Here is a 17,819-nt window from a genome sequence, read left to right as displayed (position 1 = left end):
TACCCGCGTATCTTTCGCCCGCCCCCGGGTCGAGGTGCTCATGGTCCGCGTCGGCCGCTCGCTCGGCGTGTTTCTCGGCACCCTGGGTACCGCCGTGGCCCTGGCCCAGCCGCCGGCCCCGGGGCCGGTCGCGCCCGCCACGACGATGCCGGCCCCCGCCCCGACGCGCGTGGTGCTGTCGGAGGTGGTGGACCCGCCGTTCCGCGCCGCGGTGCTGGAAGTGGTGCGCCGACCCACCGTGTCCACGCGCGGCTCGGGGTCCGACCTGGTGTGCTCGCCGGACCTGTTCGCGTGGCTGCTCGACCACCCCGACCGTACCGCCGCGGCGTGGCGGCGGCTCCAGGTGCCGTGTGTGGAGATCGCCGACGCCGGCAAGGGCCGGTTCAGCTGGACCGACACCGACGGCAGCGACCTGAGCTGGCAGACGGTCGGCACCTTCCCCGAGGGGCGGGTGTGGTACGCGACGGGGAAGGTGAAGCCGGCCGCGGTCGGGCCGACGGTGCCGCTGAAGGCGGTGGTGGTGGTGAGCCACCCGGGGACGGCGGTCGGCGGCGGGGCGGCGAGGATCACTCCGACGGTGCAGGCGTTCGTGCAGACCGACAGCAAGGCGGCGGCGGTGGCCCTGCGGGTGCTCGGCCCGACCGCCCCCAAGCTGGCCCAGGACGCGGCCGAGCAACTGGTGCTGTTCTTCGCGGGCGTCGCGCGGTACGTCCACGCCCACCCCGACCGGGCGGACGAACTGCTGGCCCCGGCGCGACGCTAAGGCGAACGGCCGGCCGTTCGCCTCACCCCGCGCCGACGAACACACCGCCGGGGAAGTCGGCCGCGTAGGCGTCGATCATTTCCAGCAACTCGTCCGCCTTCGGGTCGAGCACCAGCACCGACCGCGCCTGCTCCGTCGGCGCCACGATCACCGCGGCGCGGCCGTCCGGGGTGCGGCCCCGCGTCGTCGCCACCGAGATGCCGCCGCGCAGGTCCTCGTCGAACGCCGTGGTCGAGGTCATCAGCTCGCCGGTGCCGCCGCGGAAGACGCGGACTACCGGGCCGCCGCCGTCGCCGGGGCCGACCACGATGTCCGCCTTGCCGTCGCCGTCCACGTCGCCGGCCGCCACCGTGATGCCGACCCGGGCCACGTCGAAAGCCAGAAACCCGCTCAGCACGACGCCGTCGCGGCCGAACACTTTTACCTCGGGCGAGAGCGTCGCGGCGCCGACGATGATCTCGTCGCCGGCGATGCCGTCAAAGTCGCCGAGGGCCACGTTCACGCCGCCGGAGAAGTCCTCGCCGAAGGCGAAGAAGCTACCGAGCGGGCCGGCGATCTGCCGGGCCTCGCCGTCGGCCACGTGGAAGGTGCGGAGGTGCGACCCGCCGCCGGGGGCCGCGGCCGCAACGACCTCCGTCACCCCGTCCGCGTCGACGTCGCCGACGGCGATGTTGGCCCCACTCCGGAAGCGCGCGTCGAACGCGAAGAAGCTCGCGAGCTCGGTCAGGTCGAGGCCGCTGAACACCTTCACGTGCGGGCCGCCGCCGGGGCCGGGCGTTGTGACGATGTCTGGCACGCCGTCCCCGTTCACGTCGCCGACGGCGACGCGGACGCCGCCGCGGAACGACGAGTCGTAGGCGAAGAAGCTGTACACCTCCGCCCCAGTCTCGGCGTCAAACACCTTCACGTGCGGGCCGCCCCCCGACCCCGCGCCGGTGGCGATGAACTTCCGCGGGGTCGGCGTCACGGTGATGGTGACGGTCGCGGCGGAGCTCGCCCCGTGCGGGTCGGTGGCGGCGTAGACGAACGAGTCGGTGCCGGCGAAGCTCGGGTCCGGGGCGTAGGTGTAGCTGCCGTTCCGCTCCAGTGTCAGCCGGCCGTGAGCCGGGCCGGACACGAGTGAGATGGTGATCGGCTCGCCGTCCGGGTCGGAGTCGTTGGCGCGAACGCCGCCGGACGGGCTGGCGGTGAACGACCCTTGCTGCACGGTCACGCCGTCGGCCACGGCCACGGGCGCCCGGTTCTGCCGGTTCACCTGAAGGAACGCGGTGGCCGGTGCGCTGGTTCGCGGCGGGCCGCCGGCGCTCGCGTCGTCCGTCACCGTGAAGGTGAACGAGTCCGGCCCGTCGTACCCGGGGGCGGGCGTGTAGGTGACGAGGCCGGTGGCCGGGTTGAAGCCCGACAGGGTGCCGTGGGCCGGCGGCGTGACGATCGAGAACGTCAGTGCCTGGGCCACTTCCGGGTCGCCGTCGTCGCCGGCGAGTTGTAGCCCCGCCGACGAGTTGGCCGCGACCGACACCCCCTGCGAGAACGCCGACGGGGCCGCGTTCGTGGCGGCGACGGTGACCGTCACGGTGCCGTCGGACGAGTCGCCGTTCGTGTCGCTGACACGGTAACTGAACGTGACCGTGCCGTTGGTGCCCGGCGGGGGCGTGTACACGATCGAGGTACCGACCACGACCGCGGAGCCGACCAGCGGGGCGGTCAGGAGGGCGAGCGTGATCGGGCCGTCGAGGAGGCCGCCGTCGTTCACGAGTACGGGAATCGTGACCGCCAGCCCTTCCGGCGTCGTGACCGTGTCGGGGACGGCGGTCGGCTGCGCGCCCAGGATGAACCGCTCGATGCCCACGTAGGTCACGCCCGGCGAGGTGGCGATGGAGCCGGCCCCGGGCGCCGGCCGGTCGGGGACGGTGGCGGTGAGGACGAGCGTGTCGCCGGCGGCGTGCGGCCCGCCGACGACCGTGAGCGGCAGCGGGCCGGGTGTCACGGTGAAGGTGTCGTCGTCGGCGCTGCCCACAGCCGTGAGTGTGTCGATCCCGGTGCCGGCGGTCACGGGCAAGAAGCCGGCGAAGCGGACGGAGCCGTTCGCCACCGTCGCGTCGGCCGACGCCGGCGCCGCCACCGACACCCGCAGCCCGTCGGCGGCCGCGAACGTCGGCGCGGTCACCACCAGCGACGCGGCCGTGAGCGACACCTCGACCGCGGTCATCAACTGGGCCGTCGCCGTGGTCGGCCCGGTGACGCGGACGTCGACGGTGCTGTTGGTGGCGGACGAGTTGAGCGCGAGTTGCCCGGCCCCAGCGTCGACCGCGACCGGGCCGAACCGGACGTAGCCGACGACGCCGTGCCCCGCCTCGGACACCTGCCCGCTCATCGTCGGCGTGAACGACACGGCACCGCCCGAGCCGACGACGCGGAGGGTGTTGGCCGAAGCCGTGTCGCCGCCGTCGAGCGAGACGCCGCCGGCGAAGGCGTGGTCGGCTGCGACGGTGAAGTGGTCGGCGCCGTCGCTGCCGTTCAGGTTCAGCCGGTCGGCGGTGACGCGGACCGCGTGGGCGTCGCCGCCGGCGTGCGCCAGCGAGACCGTGCCGTCGGTGGCGATCGAGATCGAGTCGTCGTACGCGGTGCCGTCGACGAACACGACCGTCGCCGCGACCGCCGCCCGTTCGATGTTGCGGTACAGCAGCGCCAGCAGCGCCGAGCCCGCGGCGGACGCCACGTTTACCGTGCCGGAGCCGCCGACGAGTCCGAAGGTGACGCCGGCCCGCGGGGCGTTGACCGTCAGGGCGTCGGCCCCCGCCTGCCCGAGGCCGTCGGCAGCGAGCGATTCGACGTCGGTGAGCGTGAACGCCGTGGCGGCCGAGCCGCGGGCGAGTGTCAGCACGCCGCCTTCGGCCGAGTCGGGGGCGTAGGTGATGGCGTCGTCGTCGCCGCCGCCGAACATCGTTACCGAATCGCTGCCCGAGCCACCGACCACACGTACGGCCGCGGTGAAGCCGGCGTCCGGCGCCCGCAGCGCGACGGTGTCGCCGCCGTGGCCGAGGCCGACGACGAGCGTGCGCGTGGGGTTCCGAAAGCGTGTGTACTCGAAGGTCGAGCCCGACACGGCGGAGAAGCCGGGCCGCCCGGCGGGGCCGTCGGGGTCGCCCGACCCGCCGTCGTCGCCGACGCTCACGTCAGGGTTCGGCGTCGTCGGCAGGTTCACGATCAGGTCGGCGGCGTCGCCCGTGAGATCGACCGGCTCCACCTCGGCGAAGCTGATCAGGCCGCTGGTGCCGATCTGCACCGTCCCCGTCTCCGGGCCGTCGTGGCCAACCACCACCACGTCGACGCTGTAGCCGGTGACGACGATGCGGTCGTTGTCGCCGGGCGTCTCGCCGCCGGCGAACGACAGCCCGGCCGAGGCGAGCGGCGCGCCGTTGCCGTGATCGACGGTGAGCGTGTCGGAGCCGGCGCCGCCGTGGACCGTGACGCGGCCGAGCTTGGCCACCGAGATCGCGGCCAGCAGTGCGTCGTTCTTGAAGAACTCGACGGCGTCGCCGGTCGCGTCGCGGCGGACGAGGAAGCGGTCGTCGCCGTCCCCGCCGTCGAGGGTGACGTCGAACGGCCCGCCGACCGCGAGCACCGCCGGGAGCGCCTGGACGAGGCCGGCACCGGTGTCGGCGTCGAACCCGCGCGGCCCGATGTCGATCGCCGTGGCCGCGAGCGCGTCGACGACCTGCGTCGGCGTCAGGCCGCGGTTGGCCTGGAGCATCAGGGCGGCAATGCCGGCGGCGTGCGGGGCCGCGGCCGACGTGCCGGTGAAATTCGGCGACCCGTCCGGCTCGTCGTCGCTCCCGAAGAACGTGGTGTTCACGCCGTCCGGGGCGACGAACCGCGGCTCCGGGCGGGTCGAGGCGCCGGTCGGCGTGCCGGAGCCGTCGAAGGTGAGGATCGGGGTGCCGCCGCGGCCGCTGAACGCGCGAACGATGCCGGGGTCGGTGCCGAACCGCGGCGTGTCGGAATACCGGGCCGCGCCCACGGTCGCGGCCCCGGCCGCGTTGGCGTGGCCGAACACGGTCGAGCTCTGCGTGTCGTACTCATTCTGGACGAAGCCGTCCGAGAACGCGACGTACTTCACCAGCACCGGGTCCGGGCTGCTGACGGAGAACTTGCCGAGTGCGATCTGGTAGCGGCCGCCCGTGAGGCCCGCGTCCACTTCGAACACCTCGGTCGGGTCGCCGCCGACGTTGGAGGTGAACCCGCCGACCGCGGCCAAGAAGACGCCGTTCTCGTCGAACAGCGCCAGGTCCATGTCGATCTGCGCCCCCGGCCCGCCGGCCGAGGCGTAGCGGTCCGCCCACTGGAACGAGAACGTCGTCCTGCCGGCGGGCAGCGTCACCGACTGGAAGTAATCGACGCCCGCGCCGGGGTCGAAGTCGTGGGCCAGGAAGTTGGTCGTGGTGGGGATGATGCCGGTGCCGCTGCTGCCGAGGTTCTCGCCCTGGCGGTACGCCGACTGATACGACTGCCGCCCCAGATTTCCCGCGGCCGAGAAGTAAACCACGCCTGCGGCGACGACCTGATCGACGGCCTGCGCCACCGGCCCATCCTGGAACATCGGTTCGGACGGGAAGGTCACGTCGTCCACGATGATGTCGGCGCCGGCGTTGGCGAGCGCCCGGATACTGGTGGCCAGTTGCAGCTGCGTGGTGCCGGCCGCGGTGAACAGCAGGTGCGCCCCGGGGGCCACGTCGTGGATGACCTGCAACATCGCCCGGCCTTCGTCGCTCCCCCCGGCCCCCTCGCTCAGGACCGTGACGTTGGCCGGCAGGTCGCCCGAGAGCACGTCTGCGGACGCGCCGCCGCGCACGTTGTAGCTGTCCGAGATGACGCCGACGCTGACGCCCGAGCCGTCGAGCCCCAGAAGCGAGCGCACCTCGTCGGAGCGCTGGGCGGCGTCGCCCTGGCTCGTGACGCTGCCGGCACTCGTGACGATCCGGTACGCCGGCCGCAGAGATACGAGGGACGCGAGCTCGGCTGCGGCCCCGATGCTGCGGATCGGCAGCCAGCCGGCGACGACGGCGGCCGGGGGCGTCGTGGAGACGAACCCGACCCCGGCGAGCCCGACCGCGGTGTCGGACGTGACGGCTTCGACGGCGACGTAGCCACCGAGCACTTGAAGGAGGGAATTCGATGGGGGGGAGCCGGCTACGGCTTCACGGCTGAGCAGTGCAAGGTCGAAGCCGACCTTCGCCAGCGGGCCGGTGCGGTCGCCGCCGGTGTCGAGGCGGGCGAGAGCGACGAGCGATTGGTCGGCCAGGACGGCGGGGACGGCACGGTCTTCGAGTGCTTCCGCGAGCAGGCGGACGCGCACGGGCCTAACCGCGGGCCGCGGTAACCGAAGGAACCACCTGGAGATGCGAACCATCGACCACACGGTGTGGGCACCTCGGGGCGGTCGAGAGCCGGACGGCAGGGTTGCGGGGGGACCGGGACAACCAGGCCAGTTTGTTTTACCGAGGCCGGGCTGCACGACAAACCGACGACGGTTCGGACGTGGGAGTGGCGGCGCGCGGACTTTACAGTTTAGACGGCCCGGGTGTCCGGTCGGTTTGCCAGCGGCCGAATTTTCCCCCCGACCGCCCCGCCCTATACTTTCCGCGGCGACCGACCGGCACAGGGGGAGCACATGGCGGACAAGCGACTGGCGGGGAAGGCTGCGATCGTCACCGGGGCCAGCCGCGGCATCGGCGCGGCCATTGCCAAGCGACTGGCCCGCGACGGGGCCGCCGTGGTGGTCAACTACTCCAGCAGCCGTGCGGCGGCGGATGACGTTGTGAAGGAGATCGAGGCGGCCGGCGGACGGGCGATCACCTACCGGGCCAACATGGGAACGCCGGCCGACATCCCGCCGCTGTTCGACGCCTGCCTCAAGGAGTTCGGCCGCCTCGACGTCCTCGTCAACAACGCCGCCGTCATGAAGCGGACGTTCCTGGAGGAGGTGACGGCCGAGAACATCGCCCAGCACTTCGACGTGAACGTCCGCGGCTACCTGCTGGCGTGTAAGGAGGCCGCCGCCCGCATGACCGGCGGCGGCTGCATCATCAACGTCGCGAGCGCCATCAGCCGCATGGCCTACCCCGGGGCGGTCGTCTACACCGCGACGAAGGGCGCCATCGACGTGATGACCCGCGTGCTGGCGATGGAACTGGGGCCGAAGGGGATTCGCTGCAACGTGGTCGCCCCGGGCTCGACCATCACCGACATGAACAGCGAGAAGAGCGGCAAGACGCAGGCCGAGGCCGACCAGGAAATCGCCATGACCGCCCTCCGCCGACAGGGGCTCCCGGACGACATCGCTGACGCCACGGTGTTCCTCGCCACCGACGACGCTCGCTGGGTGACCGGCTCGTGGCTCGATGTGTCCGGCGGCATCCGGCTGTAACCGGCGGCCGCGGCCGGCGTCGTACAATCACGCCGCCCGGAGCCGCCGATGGCCGCCGACCGTGACCCGCCCACCGCCGCCGACTACGCCGTCACCGCCGCCAGCCCGGCGCTGGTGATGCTCATGGTCGGCAGCCTCGTCTTCTTCCTCGTTGAAGTCCTCTACGCCGGCTTGTACTCCGAGCGCCTGCTGTACACGCTGTTCTTCTTCGTCTTCGGCGCCGTCCTCGTCGCCCGCATCGCCATCCAGTACGACGCCGCCCGCGCCACCGTCTACGGTCTCGGCCTCGGCGGCGTCACGTTCCTGGCGCTGATGGCCTACGTCGAGTACCCCGCGGGCACGCCGTTCCAGTCGGTGCGCTGGCTCGTCAACCTCGGGCTCATGCTGCTGATCTGGTGGAGCGCCCACAAGCTGACCTGGGACTGCACCCACATCGACGAGAACCGCGACAGCTCGGGCCGCGGGCTGCTCAGCGCCGCAGGGTTCGGCGACGAACCGGCCGAGGACGAACCCCCTGCCCCGGAGCCGGCCGGGAAGAAGAAGAAAAAGAGGGGGCACGGGGCGTTCGCGGGGTGGGTCAACGGCTGGCGGGCGACCCTCGCGGCCCGGCGGAACCGGCCGCACACGCCGGGCGTCTGGGTCATTTATTTCGCCCTTGCGGCGCTGCCGCTGTTCGCCATTGGCCAGTCGCTAATCCCGCCCGACGACGCCGACCGACGCCGGGCCACGTTCCTGCAAATGGCCGTGTACGTCGGCAGCGCCCTCGGCCTGCTCGTCACCACCAGTCTGCTGGGGTTGCGGCGATACCTGCGGCAGCGGAAGGCGAAACCACCCGCAGCCCTGACCGCGGGCTGGCTCGGGCTCGGGGCGGGGCTCATCGTGGTGTTCCTGGCGCTCGGGGCGTTCCTGCCGCGGCCGCACGCCGAGGTGCCGTGGTTCGGCCTGCCGCGGGCCGGAACCAGCGAGCGTGAGGCGAGCCAGTACGCCCAGCTTGGCGACTCGGCCGGCAAGGGCGATGGGGCGGAAGGGAACGTGTCCGAGAAGGGGGCCGGCAACGCCGCCGGCAAGGGCGGCGAGCCCGGCGGCGGCAAGGGCGAGAAGGGAGCCGGCGGCAACGGTGACGACGGCAACAGCGGCGGCGGGAAGGACGGCAAAGGGGCCGGCAAGTCGCAGGCCGGCAGCAAGGGCGAGGCCCGCGGCAAGAGCGACGGCGCGAAGGGGAAGGACGACGGCAGCGGCGGCAAGGTCGAGCGGGACGGCGGTGAGAGCCGGGGCAAGTCGGGCCGGCGGACCAGCGGCGGCGGCAGCCCGCCGCAGGTCAGCGAGTCGGTGCAGAAGGTGGCGGAAATCGCCAAGTGGATCGTGCTGGTGATCGTGGCCTTCCTGGTGCTCGCCGGCGTGGTCCTGGCGGTGCTGAAGTACCTGGCCCCGTTCACCGGCTGGGCGCAGCGCTGGCTCGACGCCGTCCGCGCATGGTGGGTCGGGCTGTTCGGCAAGACGGAGGCGGGGCGTTCGGCTGCGGCGGACGAGGAGGAGCACGGCCCGCTGCGGCCGCCGCCGTTCTCGGCGTTCACCGACCCGTTCGCGGGCGGCTCGGCCGTCGGCCGCGACCCCGCGGAGCTCGTGGAGTACACGTTCGCGGCGCTCGACTCGTGGGCCTGGGACCGCGACCACGGCCGCCGGGCGGACGAGACTCCGTTGGAGTTCGCGGCCCGGCTGGCGGACGAGTTCCCCGACCACGGCCCCGATTACCGCCGCCTGGCGGGCGCGTACGCGCGGGTGGCGTACGCGACGGGATCGCCCCCCGCGGGGACGCTGAAGTTGCTGGAAGCGGTGTGGGACCGCATGGTACACGGCACGAGTGCCGCGGCGGCCGTGGACTGAGGCAAAACAAAAGCCCGGGGACGGTCGTCCCCGGGCTTCGCGGCTAACCCCCCGCGTCAGTCGCGGAAGTCGTTGTGGCAGTTGCTGCAGCTGTCACCCATCTTCTTCAGCGCCGTCGTCATCGCCTTGGCGTCGTTCTTGGCGGCCGCCTCGGTCAGGCCCACGCCGGCCGTGCCCATGTCCTTCGACCACCGCTCCCACTTCGTCTTCATGCTCGCGTTCGTCAGGGCCTTCTCGTTCGGGAGCTTCAGCGTGTAGTCGGCGATGGCCGCCACGCGGGCGCCGAGCACGAGCGCGTCCTTGGCGTCCACCTTGGCCCCGGCCTTGGACAGGTCACGGATGTCCTTCTCGATGTTCAGCCCGCCCGACTTGCTCATCGAGAACGGGTGCATCACGTCGTGCAGCTCGAACGTGCCGTCGATCGCTTTCGAGTCGAACTTGCCGCCGGCCGGCGGGCTCGCGAGCGCCTTCACGGCCTCGACGCCGCCCTTGTAGTCCTTCTCCTTCAGCTTCAGCCCGGCGTACACCTTGGCCGCCTGGGCCTTCGTCGGCTCGTCGCCGTAGTTCATCAGCAGCAGCGCGATGCCGCGGGCGCCGACGGCCAGGTTCTTCTTCTGCGTCGAGGACAGCTCGGCGAGTTGCTTCTCGAGGGTGGCCACGTCGGCGGCGACGGCGGCCTTGGCGGCGTCCTTGGACAGGTCAGCGGACACGGCCCGCGGCGCGACGACGAAGCCGAACGCGACGGCGAGCGTGGAGCAGGCGAACAGGCGGGAGCGCGGGGTCACGGACGATTCCTCCGGGGGCGAAAGACTCGCGGGTATTATCGCAGCGGGGCGGGGCGTCGGCCATCAATCACGCGGTCATTCCGGCCGCCCGGAGGGTGAACACGGCAACTTCCGGGCGGACGCCGAAGCGGAACCGCCAGCCGTAGCCGACGCCCTTGTTCACGTACACCTGCCCGCCGCCGTGCGCGTACATCCCCGCCGCCCACCGCTTCGCCTTGCGGCTCAGCATCAGCCGGCCGAGGCCGGGCCAGTCCACCTGGCCGCCGTGGGTGTGGCCGCTCAGCATCAGGTCGAACCGGTGGCCGGCGAACTGCTCCACCGACCGCGGGTTGTGCGCCAGCACCAGCCGCGGCGTGTCCGGGCAGCACCCCGCCAGCGCCGCCGCCGGGTTCGATTCGAGGCTCCACAGGTCGTCCACGCCGGCGACCACCAGCCCGCCGCCGGGCCGCGTCAGCCGCACCGACTCGTTCCGGAGCACACGCACGCCGTGGCCGCCGAGCGCGTCGGCGACGTGCCGGTGCAGGTCGGCGTGGCGGCGCACGCCGCGGGCGGTGTGGACCGAGAAGTCGTGGTTGCCGAGGACGCCGTACACGCCGAGCGGCGCCCGCAGCTCGCGGAACAACTTCGCCGCGGCGTGGAGGTGCTTCGGACCGCGGTCGATGAAGTCGCCGGTGAGCGCGATCACGTCCGGCTTCTCGGCCAGCGTGCGCTCCAGGGCGCCCTCGACGTAGCCCTTCGGCAGGTGCGGGCCGTAGTGGAAGTCGGTGAGGTGCGCGACCTTGAGGCCGTCGAAGTCGGCGGCCAGCCCGCGGACGGAGAGCGTGAAGCGGTTCAGTTCCAGCCAGGTGGGTTCGACGTGCCGGGCGTAGCCGACGCGCGCCCAGTTGCGGCCGATGGCCTGGGCGAGACGCGCCTTTACCGTCGGCGGCCGGGGCGGTACGGGCCGGGGGAGGTGAGGCGGGCGGGGCGGGTGGTTCATCGCGGGCCGCACTCCGGAGGCAGGGCCGGCGGGTTGGAGGCGGTCCGCCTCACCGGGGATTCTACGCCCCCGGGAAAGAGCACGGGGCGGGCCGAAGCCCGCCCCGCACGCGATTACTCCTCGTCGTCGTCCTCTTCTTCCTCGTCGTCGTCCAGGTCGTCGTCGTCGTCGTCGTCGAAATCGTCGTCGTCGAAGTCGTCGTCCAGGTCGTCGAGGTCATCGTCGTCGTCGAACTCATCGTCGTCGAGGTCGTCGTCGAGGTCGTCGTCGTCATCGTCGTCGTCGTCGTCTTCCAGTTCCTCGTCGTCGTCCTCGTCGGCGGCGGCGAGCGGGGCCGGGACCAGCGACCACGACCGGAGTTCGTCGTCGGCCGGGGCCATTCCCGGGAGGGTCAGCAGGCGTCCGGGCATGCGGGATCCTCTGTGTACGGGGTGTACAGTGTGTCCGGTGGGTGCTATCGGCGCCCGCCGGGGGGAACTCCAATCCGATAACCCGCTACCCGCGGGGTCGCTCGCGTGTCCGCCCCACGGGCCAGGGGCGGTCAAAGGTAGACGCTTCTTATCACCCGCCGCCGGTGAGGCAAGCAAACTTCCGGAGTTTTCGCCACACCCACAAACCCTCACGAAATCAGGGCTTGTGGCGCATCGAATCGGAATTCCTGAGACAGTTCCGACAACCGCGCCGACCCCGCCGATCGGCGCGTCACGGAGAACCGCGCCGCGGCCGAGGTTCGCACCGGTCGCCCGGACGCGCCCGGCGGCGTAGAACAGCCGCACCCCCCGCGAGGCGCCCATGCTCTCCCTGGCGAAGTTCTCGATCGGCGTCGGAGACCGCTTCGCCCACCAGGCGAAGGCCCAGTTGCGGGCGTGCCTGCTGGCCGCGGACCACGGCGTCGAGGTGATCCCCGTCTGGAACAAGTCGAACCGTGAGCACACGATCATCGGCAGCGAGCCCGGCACGACTCGCGCTGCGGCCGACGCCGCCGTCCGCGAGTTGAGTTGGGCGAAGCCGTACCACGTGGACGCCGACCACATCCGGCTCGACACCGTCGATCGCTTCCTGCCGGCGTGCGACTTCTACACCATCGACGTGGCCGACTCCATCGGACTTCCCGCGGACCCGGCCGCGGTCGAGGCGCTGGCCAACCGGCTGTCCGACCTGGCGGGCCGGCTCAGCATCCCCGGCATCGACGAGCCGTTCACGGTCACACGGGCGGACCTGCTCCGCGTCGGCACGAAGTACCTGAAGGCGGTCCAGGACGCCGGCGCCATCTACCGCAAGATCGCCGCCACGAAGGGGGCCGGGAACTTCATCACCGAAGTGTCGATGGACGAGACCGACGCCCCGCAGACGCCGCCGGAACTCCTCGTGATCCTGGCCGCGCTCGCCGCCGAGGGCGTGCCGGCGCAGACGATCGCCCCGAAGTTCACCGGCCGGTTCAACAAGGGCGTCGATTACGTCGGCGACCTGCGGCAGTTCGAGAAGGAGTTCCGCCAGGACCTCGCCGTCATCGCGTTCGCGGTGCGGGCGTTCGGCCTGCCGGCGAACCTGAAGCTGAGCGTGCATTCCGGCAGCGACAAGTTCTCGCTCTACCCCGTGATGCGGCAAGCCGTCCGGGACTTCGGTGCCGGCCTCCACCTGAAGACGGCCGGCACGACGTGGCTCGAAGAGGTCATCGGCCTCGCGGAAGCCGGCGGGCCGGGCCTGGCTCTGGCGAAGGAGATCTACGCCCAGGCGCTCGCCAAGAAGGACGAACTCTGTGCCCCCTACGCCACCGTGATCGACATCGACTCGGCGAAGCTGCCCTCGACCGCGGTCGTGGCCGGGTGGTCGGGAGCGGAGTTCGTCGCGGCGCTGCGGCACGAGCCGACGAACCCGGCGTTCAACCCGCACCTGCGGCAGCTGGTACACGTCGGCTTCAAGGTCGCGGCGAAACTGGGGGACAAGTACCTCGGGCTGCTGCGCGAGTGCGAGGCGAGTGTGAGCCGGAACGTGACCGGCAACCTGTACGACCGCCACCTGAAGCCGCTGTTCGTGGAGTAGGCGATGAACCTGTTCGACCTGTCCGGCGAAGTCGCGGCCGTGTTCGGCGGCACCGGCGTGCTCGGCGGCGCGATGGCCGACGCGCTCGCGGCGCACGGCGCCAAGATCGCCGTCATCGGCCGCAGCGAGGACCGCGGCCGTTACGCCGTCGAGCGGATCGAAGCGGCCGGCGGTACGGCGGTCTTCGTCCCCGCCGACGCCATGAGCAAGGACTCGATCCGCGCCGCCCGCGACACCATCCTGAACAAGTGGGGCGCGGTCACGGTGCTGGTCAACGGCGCCGGCGGCAACAAGCCCGAGGCGACGGTGATGCCCGGCGGCGACTTCACGAAGCTGCCGCTGGAGGGCTGGTCGGCCGTGTTCGACCTGAACCTCGTCGGCGGCACCCTGCTGCCGTGCCAGGTGTTCGGCGAGACGATGGTCGCCGCCGGCCGGGGAAGCATCATCAACGTCGCGTCGATGTCGGCGATCCTGCCGCTGTCGCGGGTGGTGGCGTACTCGGCGAGCAAGGCCGCGGTGCTGAACCTGACGCAGTGGCTGGCCCGCGAGTGGGCCACGAAGGGCGTGCGGGTGAACGCCATCAGCCCCGGCTTCTTCCCGGCCGAGCAGAACCGGCGGATGCTGCTCCGCGACGACGGCACGTACACCGAGCGCGGCCAGTCGATCGTCGGGCACACGCCGATGGGCCGGTTCGGCGAGGCGCCGGAACTCGGCGGCGCGATCGTCTGGCTGGCGTCACCGAAGGCGTCCGGGTTCGTCACCGGGCAGAACATCGTCGTGGACGGCGGCTTCTCGTCGGTCACGATTTAAGGGGCAACAATGGCCCACGGCTTCGACCCGGCGCTGCCCCTCTCCCGCGCCCGCACCCTCCCCAACACGTGGTACACCGACGCGGCCGTGCTCGCCGCCGAGCGCGAGCACGTCTTCGCGCGCGGCTGGCAGCTCGTCGGTCGCGTCGAACAGGTGAAAGCCCCCGGAGACTTCCTCACCGCGAATATCTCCGGCGAACCCGTGCTGGTCGTGCGCGGCGACGACGCCGTGCTACGGGCGTTTTTCAACGTGTGCCGGCACCGCGCGGCGCCGATCCGCACCGAGCCGTGCGGCCACGCCACCAAGCTCCGCTGCCGCTACCACGGCTGGACCTACGACCTCGCCGGCAAGCTCCGCGGCACCCCCGAGTTCGAGGGCGTCGAGGAGTTCGACAAGGACGCCAACGGCCTGCCGCCGGTGGCCGTCGCCGAGTGGGGGCCGTTCGTGTTCGTCCACCTCACGGAACCCGCCGCGTCACTGGTCGATTTCCTCGGCCCGCTGCCGGCGTCGGCGGAAACCCGGAACGCGTTCGCGGGACTGGAGTGGAAGGCCCAGAAGAGCTACGACCTGGCCTGCAACTGGAAGGTGTACGTTGATAACTATCTGGACGGCGGCTACCACGTGAACACCGTTCACCCCGCGCTCGCCGGCGTACTCGACTACCGCGAGTACCGCACCGTCTGCGACGGGAACACGGTGCTACAAAGCAGCCCGCTGACGCCCGGTGACGGGGCCGCCGGCCGCACCCGCACCGGCGACCTGGCCGCGTACTGGTGGGTGTGGCCGAACCTGATGCTGAACCTGTACAGCGGCGTAATGGACACCAACCTGGTGCTGCCGCTCGGCCCCGACCGCTGCCGCGTCGTCTTCGACTTCTACTTCGCCGCGGGCACCGACCCGGAGTTTGTCGAAGAGAGTGTGCGCGTCGCAGACCAGGTGCAGGCGGAAGATGTCGGCGTGTGCGAGGAGGTGCAGCGCGGGCTGAACAGCCGCAGCTACACGACGGGGCGGTTCAGCGTGAAGCGCGAGAACGGCGGCTACCACTTCCACCAGATGCTGGGTCGAACGATCGGCGAGCGGCCCGCGTGAGCGGGCTGTTCCTGTGCGCATTGGTTCGCACAGGAACAGCCCGCTCACGCGGGCCGCTCGCAAGCTCATCACACCAGCCCGTGGTGCCCCAGGTAGCGCTCCGCGTCCAGCGCCGCCATGCACCCCGTCCCCGCGGCGCTGATCGCCTGCCGGTAGTAGTCGTCGGCCACGTCGCCGGCCGCGAACACGCCCTCGACGCTCGTGTAGGTGCGGCCGAGGGTCGTCCACTCCACGTACCCGCCCTCGTTCAACTTGAGCTGACCGTCGAGGAAGTTCACGTTCGGCGTGTGGCCGATCGCCAGGAACAGGCCGCTCGCCGGCATGTCGGTCGTCTCGCCGGTCTTGAGGTTCTTCGCCCGGATGCCGGTGACGCCGGCCTTGTCCTCGCCGAGTACCTCGTCCACGGCCGTGTGCCAGCGGATGTCGATCTTCGGGTTTTTCAGCGCCCGCTCGGCCATGATCTTGCTCGCCCGCAGGGCGTCGCGGCGGACGAACAGGTGGACCGTGCTGGCGAACTTCGTCAGGTAGCCGGCTTCTTCCACGGCCGAGTCGCCGCCGCCAACCACGACGATCGGCTTGTTGCGGAAGCGCGGCAGCGCCCCGTCGCAGACGGCGCAGGCACTCACGCCGTTGTTCTTGAACTTGTCCTCGCTCGGCAGCCCCAGGTAGTTCGCCCGCGCCCCCGTCGCCACAATCACGGTGTGGGCCTGCACCGTCTCGCCGTCGTGCGTGGTGAGCGTGAACGGGCGCTTCGAGAAGTCCACCTTCACCACGTCCTTCGACTCGACGCGGGTGCCGAAGTTCACGGCCTGCTTGCGGCTCAGGGCGACGAGCTCGGGGCCGTTGATCCCGTGCGTCGGCTGCGGCTTGTTGGCCGTCACCCAGTACGGCTGGTCTTCCTCGTCGAGGGCGGTCTTGAGGTACTGGCGGGTGTCGCCGGCCGGCCAGCTGGGGAAGTTCTCGACCTCGGTGGTGAGGGCGAGCTGCCCGAGCGGCAGGGTGCCGTTCTCCTGATTCTTCTTGTCGAACGGGTTCCCCTGGATGACCAGCGGGTTGAGGTTCGCCCGCGCGGCGTAGATGGCGGCCGTCCAGGCCGCGGGGCCGGACCCGATGATGACGACGTTCTCAGGCATCGCGGAGAGCTCCGGCGGGGGCGGGTATCTGTGTCGTAATGTACCGGGTCGCGGCGGCGGGTTCGCACGGCCGGGCCTTGGCCGGCCAGCGGCCCGGCCTATCGCCGCGGCGGGCAACGGGTGTATTGTAGAAAGCCATCACGGCACGGGGTTTGGGGTCCACGTTGATGCGTGAGCGGCTGACGCAGTTCCGCGAAATTCTCCGCTACGTCCCCCGGTTCCGCGACCGGGTGTTCGTCATCGCGCTCGACGGCGCGGTCGTGGAGGACGAGAACTTCCCCAACCTGCTGCTGGACATCGCCCTGCTCCGCAGCCTGAGCATCCGCGTCGTGATGGTCCACGGCGCGGCCCACCAGATCAAGCGCTACGCCGAACGGATGCACGTGCCGCCTTCAGACACCGACGGCACCGGCATCACCGACCGCGACACGCTCCAGGTGGCCATCACGGCCGCGAACCGCGTCACGCACGAGATCCTCGAGGGGTTGCTGGCGAACGACCTGCGTGCCACCTGCCCGAACGCCGTGGTCGCGCACCCGAAGGGCATTCTCGGCGGCGTCGATCACCAGTTCACGGGTCGGGTCGAGCGGATCGACGTGGTGTTCCTTCAAACGCTGCTCGAACACGACATCATTCCCGTCATCCCGCCGCTGGGCTGCGACGGCGCCGGCAACTCGTACCGCCTCAACTCCGACGCGGTGGCGGTCGAGGTGGCGAAATCGTTGCGGGCCATCAAGCTCGTGTTCCTCACCACCGAGGGCGGCATCCGCAACACGGCCGGCGCGGTCGTGCGGCAGCTCACCGTCGAGGAGGCCGACGCGTACCTGAAGCGGAACAAGGCCGACCTGTCGCCGAACGCGCTGACGAAGCTCGGCCACGCCGTCCGCGCCGGCAAGGAGGGCGTGGAGCGAGTTCACGTCATCGACGGCCGGGAGCAGGAGGGGTTGCTCGGCGAGGTGTTCTCGAACGAGGGGATCGGCACCCTGGTGTACGCGAACGAGTACCAGTCGATCCGCCCGGCCCGAAAGTCGGACGTGCGGGCCGTGTTCAACCTGATCCAGCAGGGCGTGAAGTCGGAGGAACTGGCGAAGCGGACGCGGGCGGACATCGAGAAGCAGATCGCCGACTTCTACGTCTTCGAGGTGGACCGCAACCCGGTCGCGTGCGCGGCCCTCATTCGGTACCCGGAGGAGAACAAGGCCGAGATCGCCAGCGTGTACGTGGACGACCGCTACGCCAACCAGGGGATCGGCCTCAAGCTCATCCACTACGCCGAGAACCTGACGCGGGCGGAGGGCTTCGGCACGCTGTTCTGCCTGAGCACGCAGGCCATTAACTACTTCGTGCAGAAGGCGGGGTTTGCGCTGGGCACGCCGGACGACCTGCCGCCGACCCGGCGCGACCGGTACGAGCAGCAGGGGCGCAAGTCGCAGGTGCTGGTGAAAGTGCTCAACGAAGAAAGCTCACGCAGAGGCGCAGAGCCGCAGAGATGAACGGGAGTGACGGTTCTTTCTCTGCGGCTCTGCGCCTCTGCGTGAGCTTTCTTCTTTTGCCCCCGCTCCCCTCCCCGCCGCGGCCGATCGTTGCGGCATGGCGACGTTCTACATCCTCCCGCCGCGGGCCTGTCTCGACGACGCCGTGGCCGCGTTCCTGGGTAAACTCCTTCCCGGCCTCCCCGCCCCGTCGTGGGATCGACTCGCGGACGGACTCGGCCGCCCCGGCGTGTACTTCGTCCCGCGCGACGAGTTGCCGGATGGGGAATCCCTGGCCGAGGCGCTGGCGGGCGGCTTCGGCGCGGAATTCGGGGACCGGGTGGTCGAGGTCGCGCTGACCGGCGCGGCGCGGGCCTGGGTGGTGGGCGGCGTGTCCGGGGCGGCGGCGGCCTGATAAGATGTCGGTACCTTAC

At 71.2% G+C, this 17,819-nt stretch carries 13 protein-coding genes; 8 read left to right on the top strand and 5 right to left on the bottom strand.

Going from position 1 to position 17,819, the window contains the following annotated elements; all coding sequences use genetic code 11:
* The first annotated feature begins 40 nt into the window (after positions 1-40).
* Positions 41-763: a hypothetical protein gene (locus ETAA1_RS11535; protein WP_145237878.1), complete on the top strand. Its 723-nt coding sequence runs from the start codon at positions 41-43 to the stop codon at positions 761-763.
* A 22-nt stretch (positions 764-785) separates the two neighbouring features.
* Here the strand turns inward: ETAA1_RS11535 and ETAA1_RS11530 are convergent, their stop codons facing one another.
* The gene (locus tag ETAA1_RS11530) at positions 786-6,119 is read right to left on the bottom strand and encodes an Ig-like domain-containing protein (RefSeq protein ID WP_202920834.1); all 5,334 of its coding nucleotides are present in this window, start codon (positions 6,117-6,119) and stop codon (positions 786-788) included.
* Positions 6,120-6,434: 315 nt separating this feature from the next.
* Between ETAA1_RS11530 and ETAA1_RS11525 the strand changes: the two genes are divergently transcribed.
* On the top strand, positions 6,435-7,190 hold the full coding sequence (locus ETAA1_RS11525; RefSeq protein WP_145237872.1) for a glucose 1-dehydrogenase: 756 nt from the start codon (positions 6,435-6,437) through the stop codon (positions 7,188-7,190).
* Positions 7,191-7,238: 48 nt separating this feature from the next.
* Positions 7,239-9,074 carry a DUF4129 domain-containing protein gene (locus ETAA1_RS11515; protein ID WP_202920833.1) on the top strand — a complete coding sequence of 612 codons (1,836 nt, stop codon included), beginning with the start codon at positions 7,239-7,241 and terminating at the stop codon, positions 9,072-9,074.
* A gap of 56 nt (positions 9,075-9,130) precedes the next feature.
* Here ETAA1_RS11515 and ETAA1_RS11510 read toward each other — a convergent pair whose 3' ends face one another.
* The 3 genes from ETAA1_RS11510 to ETAA1_RS31835 all read right to left on the bottom strand — a co-directional run bounded on the left by ETAA1_RS11510 (position 9,131) and on the right by ETAA1_RS31835 (position 11,248).
* A complete protein-coding gene (locus tag ETAA1_RS11510; protein WP_145237867.1) occupies positions 9,131-9,859 on the bottom strand; it encodes a cytochrome c in 729 nt (242 codons plus the stop codon).
* A gap of 67 nt (positions 9,860-9,926) precedes the next feature.
* The gene (locus tag ETAA1_RS11505; RefSeq protein WP_145237864.1) at positions 9,927-10,838 is read right to left on the bottom strand and encodes a metallophosphoesterase; all 912 of its coding nucleotides are present in this window, start codon (positions 10,836-10,838) and stop codon (positions 9,927-9,929) included.
* 113 nt (positions 10,839-10,951) lie between these two features.
* Positions 10,952-11,248, bottom strand: coding sequence for a hypothetical protein (locus tag ETAA1_RS31835; RefSeq protein ID WP_202920832.1), 297 nt, complete (start codon positions 11,246-11,248; stop codon positions 10,952-10,954).
* A 382-nt stretch (positions 11,249-11,630) separates the two neighbouring features.
* Here ETAA1_RS31835 and ETAA1_RS11495 point away from each other — a divergent pair, with 382 nt between their 5' ends.
* The 3 genes from ETAA1_RS11495 to ETAA1_RS11485 are packed head-to-tail and all read left to right on the top strand — an operon-like array spanning position 11,631 to position 14,780.
* Positions 11,631-12,881, top strand: coding sequence for a tagaturonate epimerase family protein (locus tag ETAA1_RS11495; protein ID WP_145237863.1), 1,251 nt, complete (start codon positions 11,631-11,633; stop codon positions 12,879-12,881).
* 3 nt (positions 12,882-12,884) lie between these two features.
* Positions 12,885-13,691: an SDR family oxidoreductase gene (locus ETAA1_RS11490; protein ID WP_145237861.1), complete on the top strand. Its 807-nt coding sequence runs from the start codon at positions 12,885-12,887 to the stop codon at positions 13,689-13,691.
* 9 nt (positions 13,692-13,700) lie between these two features.
* Positions 13,701-14,780, top strand: a complete 1,080-nt coding sequence (locus tag ETAA1_RS11485; RefSeq protein ID WP_145237858.1) for an aromatic ring-hydroxylating oxygenase subunit alpha — start codon at positions 13,701-13,703, stop codon at positions 14,778-14,780.
* A gap of 68 nt (positions 14,781-14,848) precedes the next feature.
* Here ETAA1_RS11485 and ETAA1_RS11480 read toward each other — a convergent pair whose 3' ends face one another.
* Positions 14,849-15,913, bottom strand: a complete 1,065-nt coding sequence (locus ETAA1_RS11480) for an FAD-dependent oxidoreductase (protein ID WP_145237855.1) — start codon at positions 15,911-15,913, stop codon at positions 14,849-14,851.
* Positions 15,914-16,080: 167 nt separating this feature from the next.
* Here ETAA1_RS11480 and argA point away from each other — a divergent pair, with 167 nt between their 5' ends.
* Together argA and ETAA1_RS11470 are read left to right on the top strand one after the other, a co-directional pair.
* The gene (gene argA / locus ETAA1_RS11475; RefSeq protein ID WP_145237852.1) at positions 16,081-17,406 is read left to right on the top strand and encodes an amino-acid N-acetyltransferase; all 1,326 of its coding nucleotides are present in this window, start codon (positions 16,081-16,083) and stop codon (positions 17,404-17,406) included.
* A 97-nt stretch (positions 17,407-17,503) separates the two neighbouring features.
* Positions 17,504-17,800 (top strand): hypothetical protein, encoded by a 297-nt coding sequence (locus ETAA1_RS11470; RefSeq protein ID WP_145237849.1) that lies wholly within the window; start codon positions 17,504-17,506, stop codon positions 17,798-17,800.
* Positions 17,801-17,819: the final 19 nt, after the last annotated feature.

The organism is Urbifossiella limnaea (genome assembly GCF_007747215.1).
In the GTDB taxonomy this organism is placed as follows: Bacteria; Planctomycetota; Planctomycetia; order Gemmatales; family Gemmataceae; genus Urbifossiella; species Urbifossiella limnaea.
The sequence above is the reverse complement of the archived record's forward strand: the minus strand, read 5'-3'. Positions and strand labels throughout refer to the sequence as shown.

Bases quoted from the DNA above. Each gene is read 5' to 3' on its own strand.
- ETAA1_RS31835 (WP_202920832.1), bottom strand. From the start codon at position 11,248: ATGCCCGGACGCCTGCTGACCCTCCCGGGAATGGCCCCGGCCGACGAC.
- ETAA1_RS11505 (WP_145237864.1), bottom strand. From the start codon at position 10,838: ATGAACCACCCGCCCCGCCCGCCTCACCTCCCCCGGCCCGTACCGCCC.
- ETAA1_RS11495 (WP_145237863.1), top strand. From the start codon at position 11,631: ATGCTCTCCCTGGCGAAGTTCTCGATCGGCGTCGGAGACCGCTTCGCC.
- ETAA1_RS11515 (WP_202920833.1), top strand. From the start codon at position 7,239: ATGGCCGCCGACCGTGACCCGCCCACCGCCGCCGACTACGCCGTCACC.
- ETAA1_RS11470 (WP_145237849.1), top strand. From the start codon at position 17,504: ATGGCGACGTTCTACATCCTCCCGCCGCGGGCCTGTCTCGACGACGCC.
- ETAA1_RS11525 (WP_145237872.1), top strand. From the start codon at position 6,435: ATGGCGGACAAGCGACTGGCGGGGAAGGCTGCGATCGTCACCGGGGCC.
- ETAA1_RS11485 (WP_145237858.1), top strand. From the start codon at position 13,701: ATGGCCCACGGCTTCGACCCGGCGCTGCCCCTCTCCCGCGCCCGCACC.
- ETAA1_RS11480 (WP_145237855.1), bottom strand. From the start codon at position 15,913: ATGCCTGAGAACGTCGTCATCATCGGGTCCGGCCCCGCGGCCTGGACG.
- ETAA1_RS11490 (WP_145237861.1), top strand. From the start codon at position 12,885: ATGAACCTGTTCGACCTGTCCGGCGAAGTCGCGGCCGTGTTCGGCGGC.
- ETAA1_RS11535 (WP_145237878.1), top strand. From the start codon at position 41: ATGGTCCGCGTCGGCCGCTCGCTCGGCGTGTTTCTCGGCACCCTGGGT.
- argA (WP_145237852.1), top strand. From the start codon at position 16,081: ATGCGTGAGCGGCTGACGCAGTTCCGCGAAATTCTCCGCTACGTCCCC.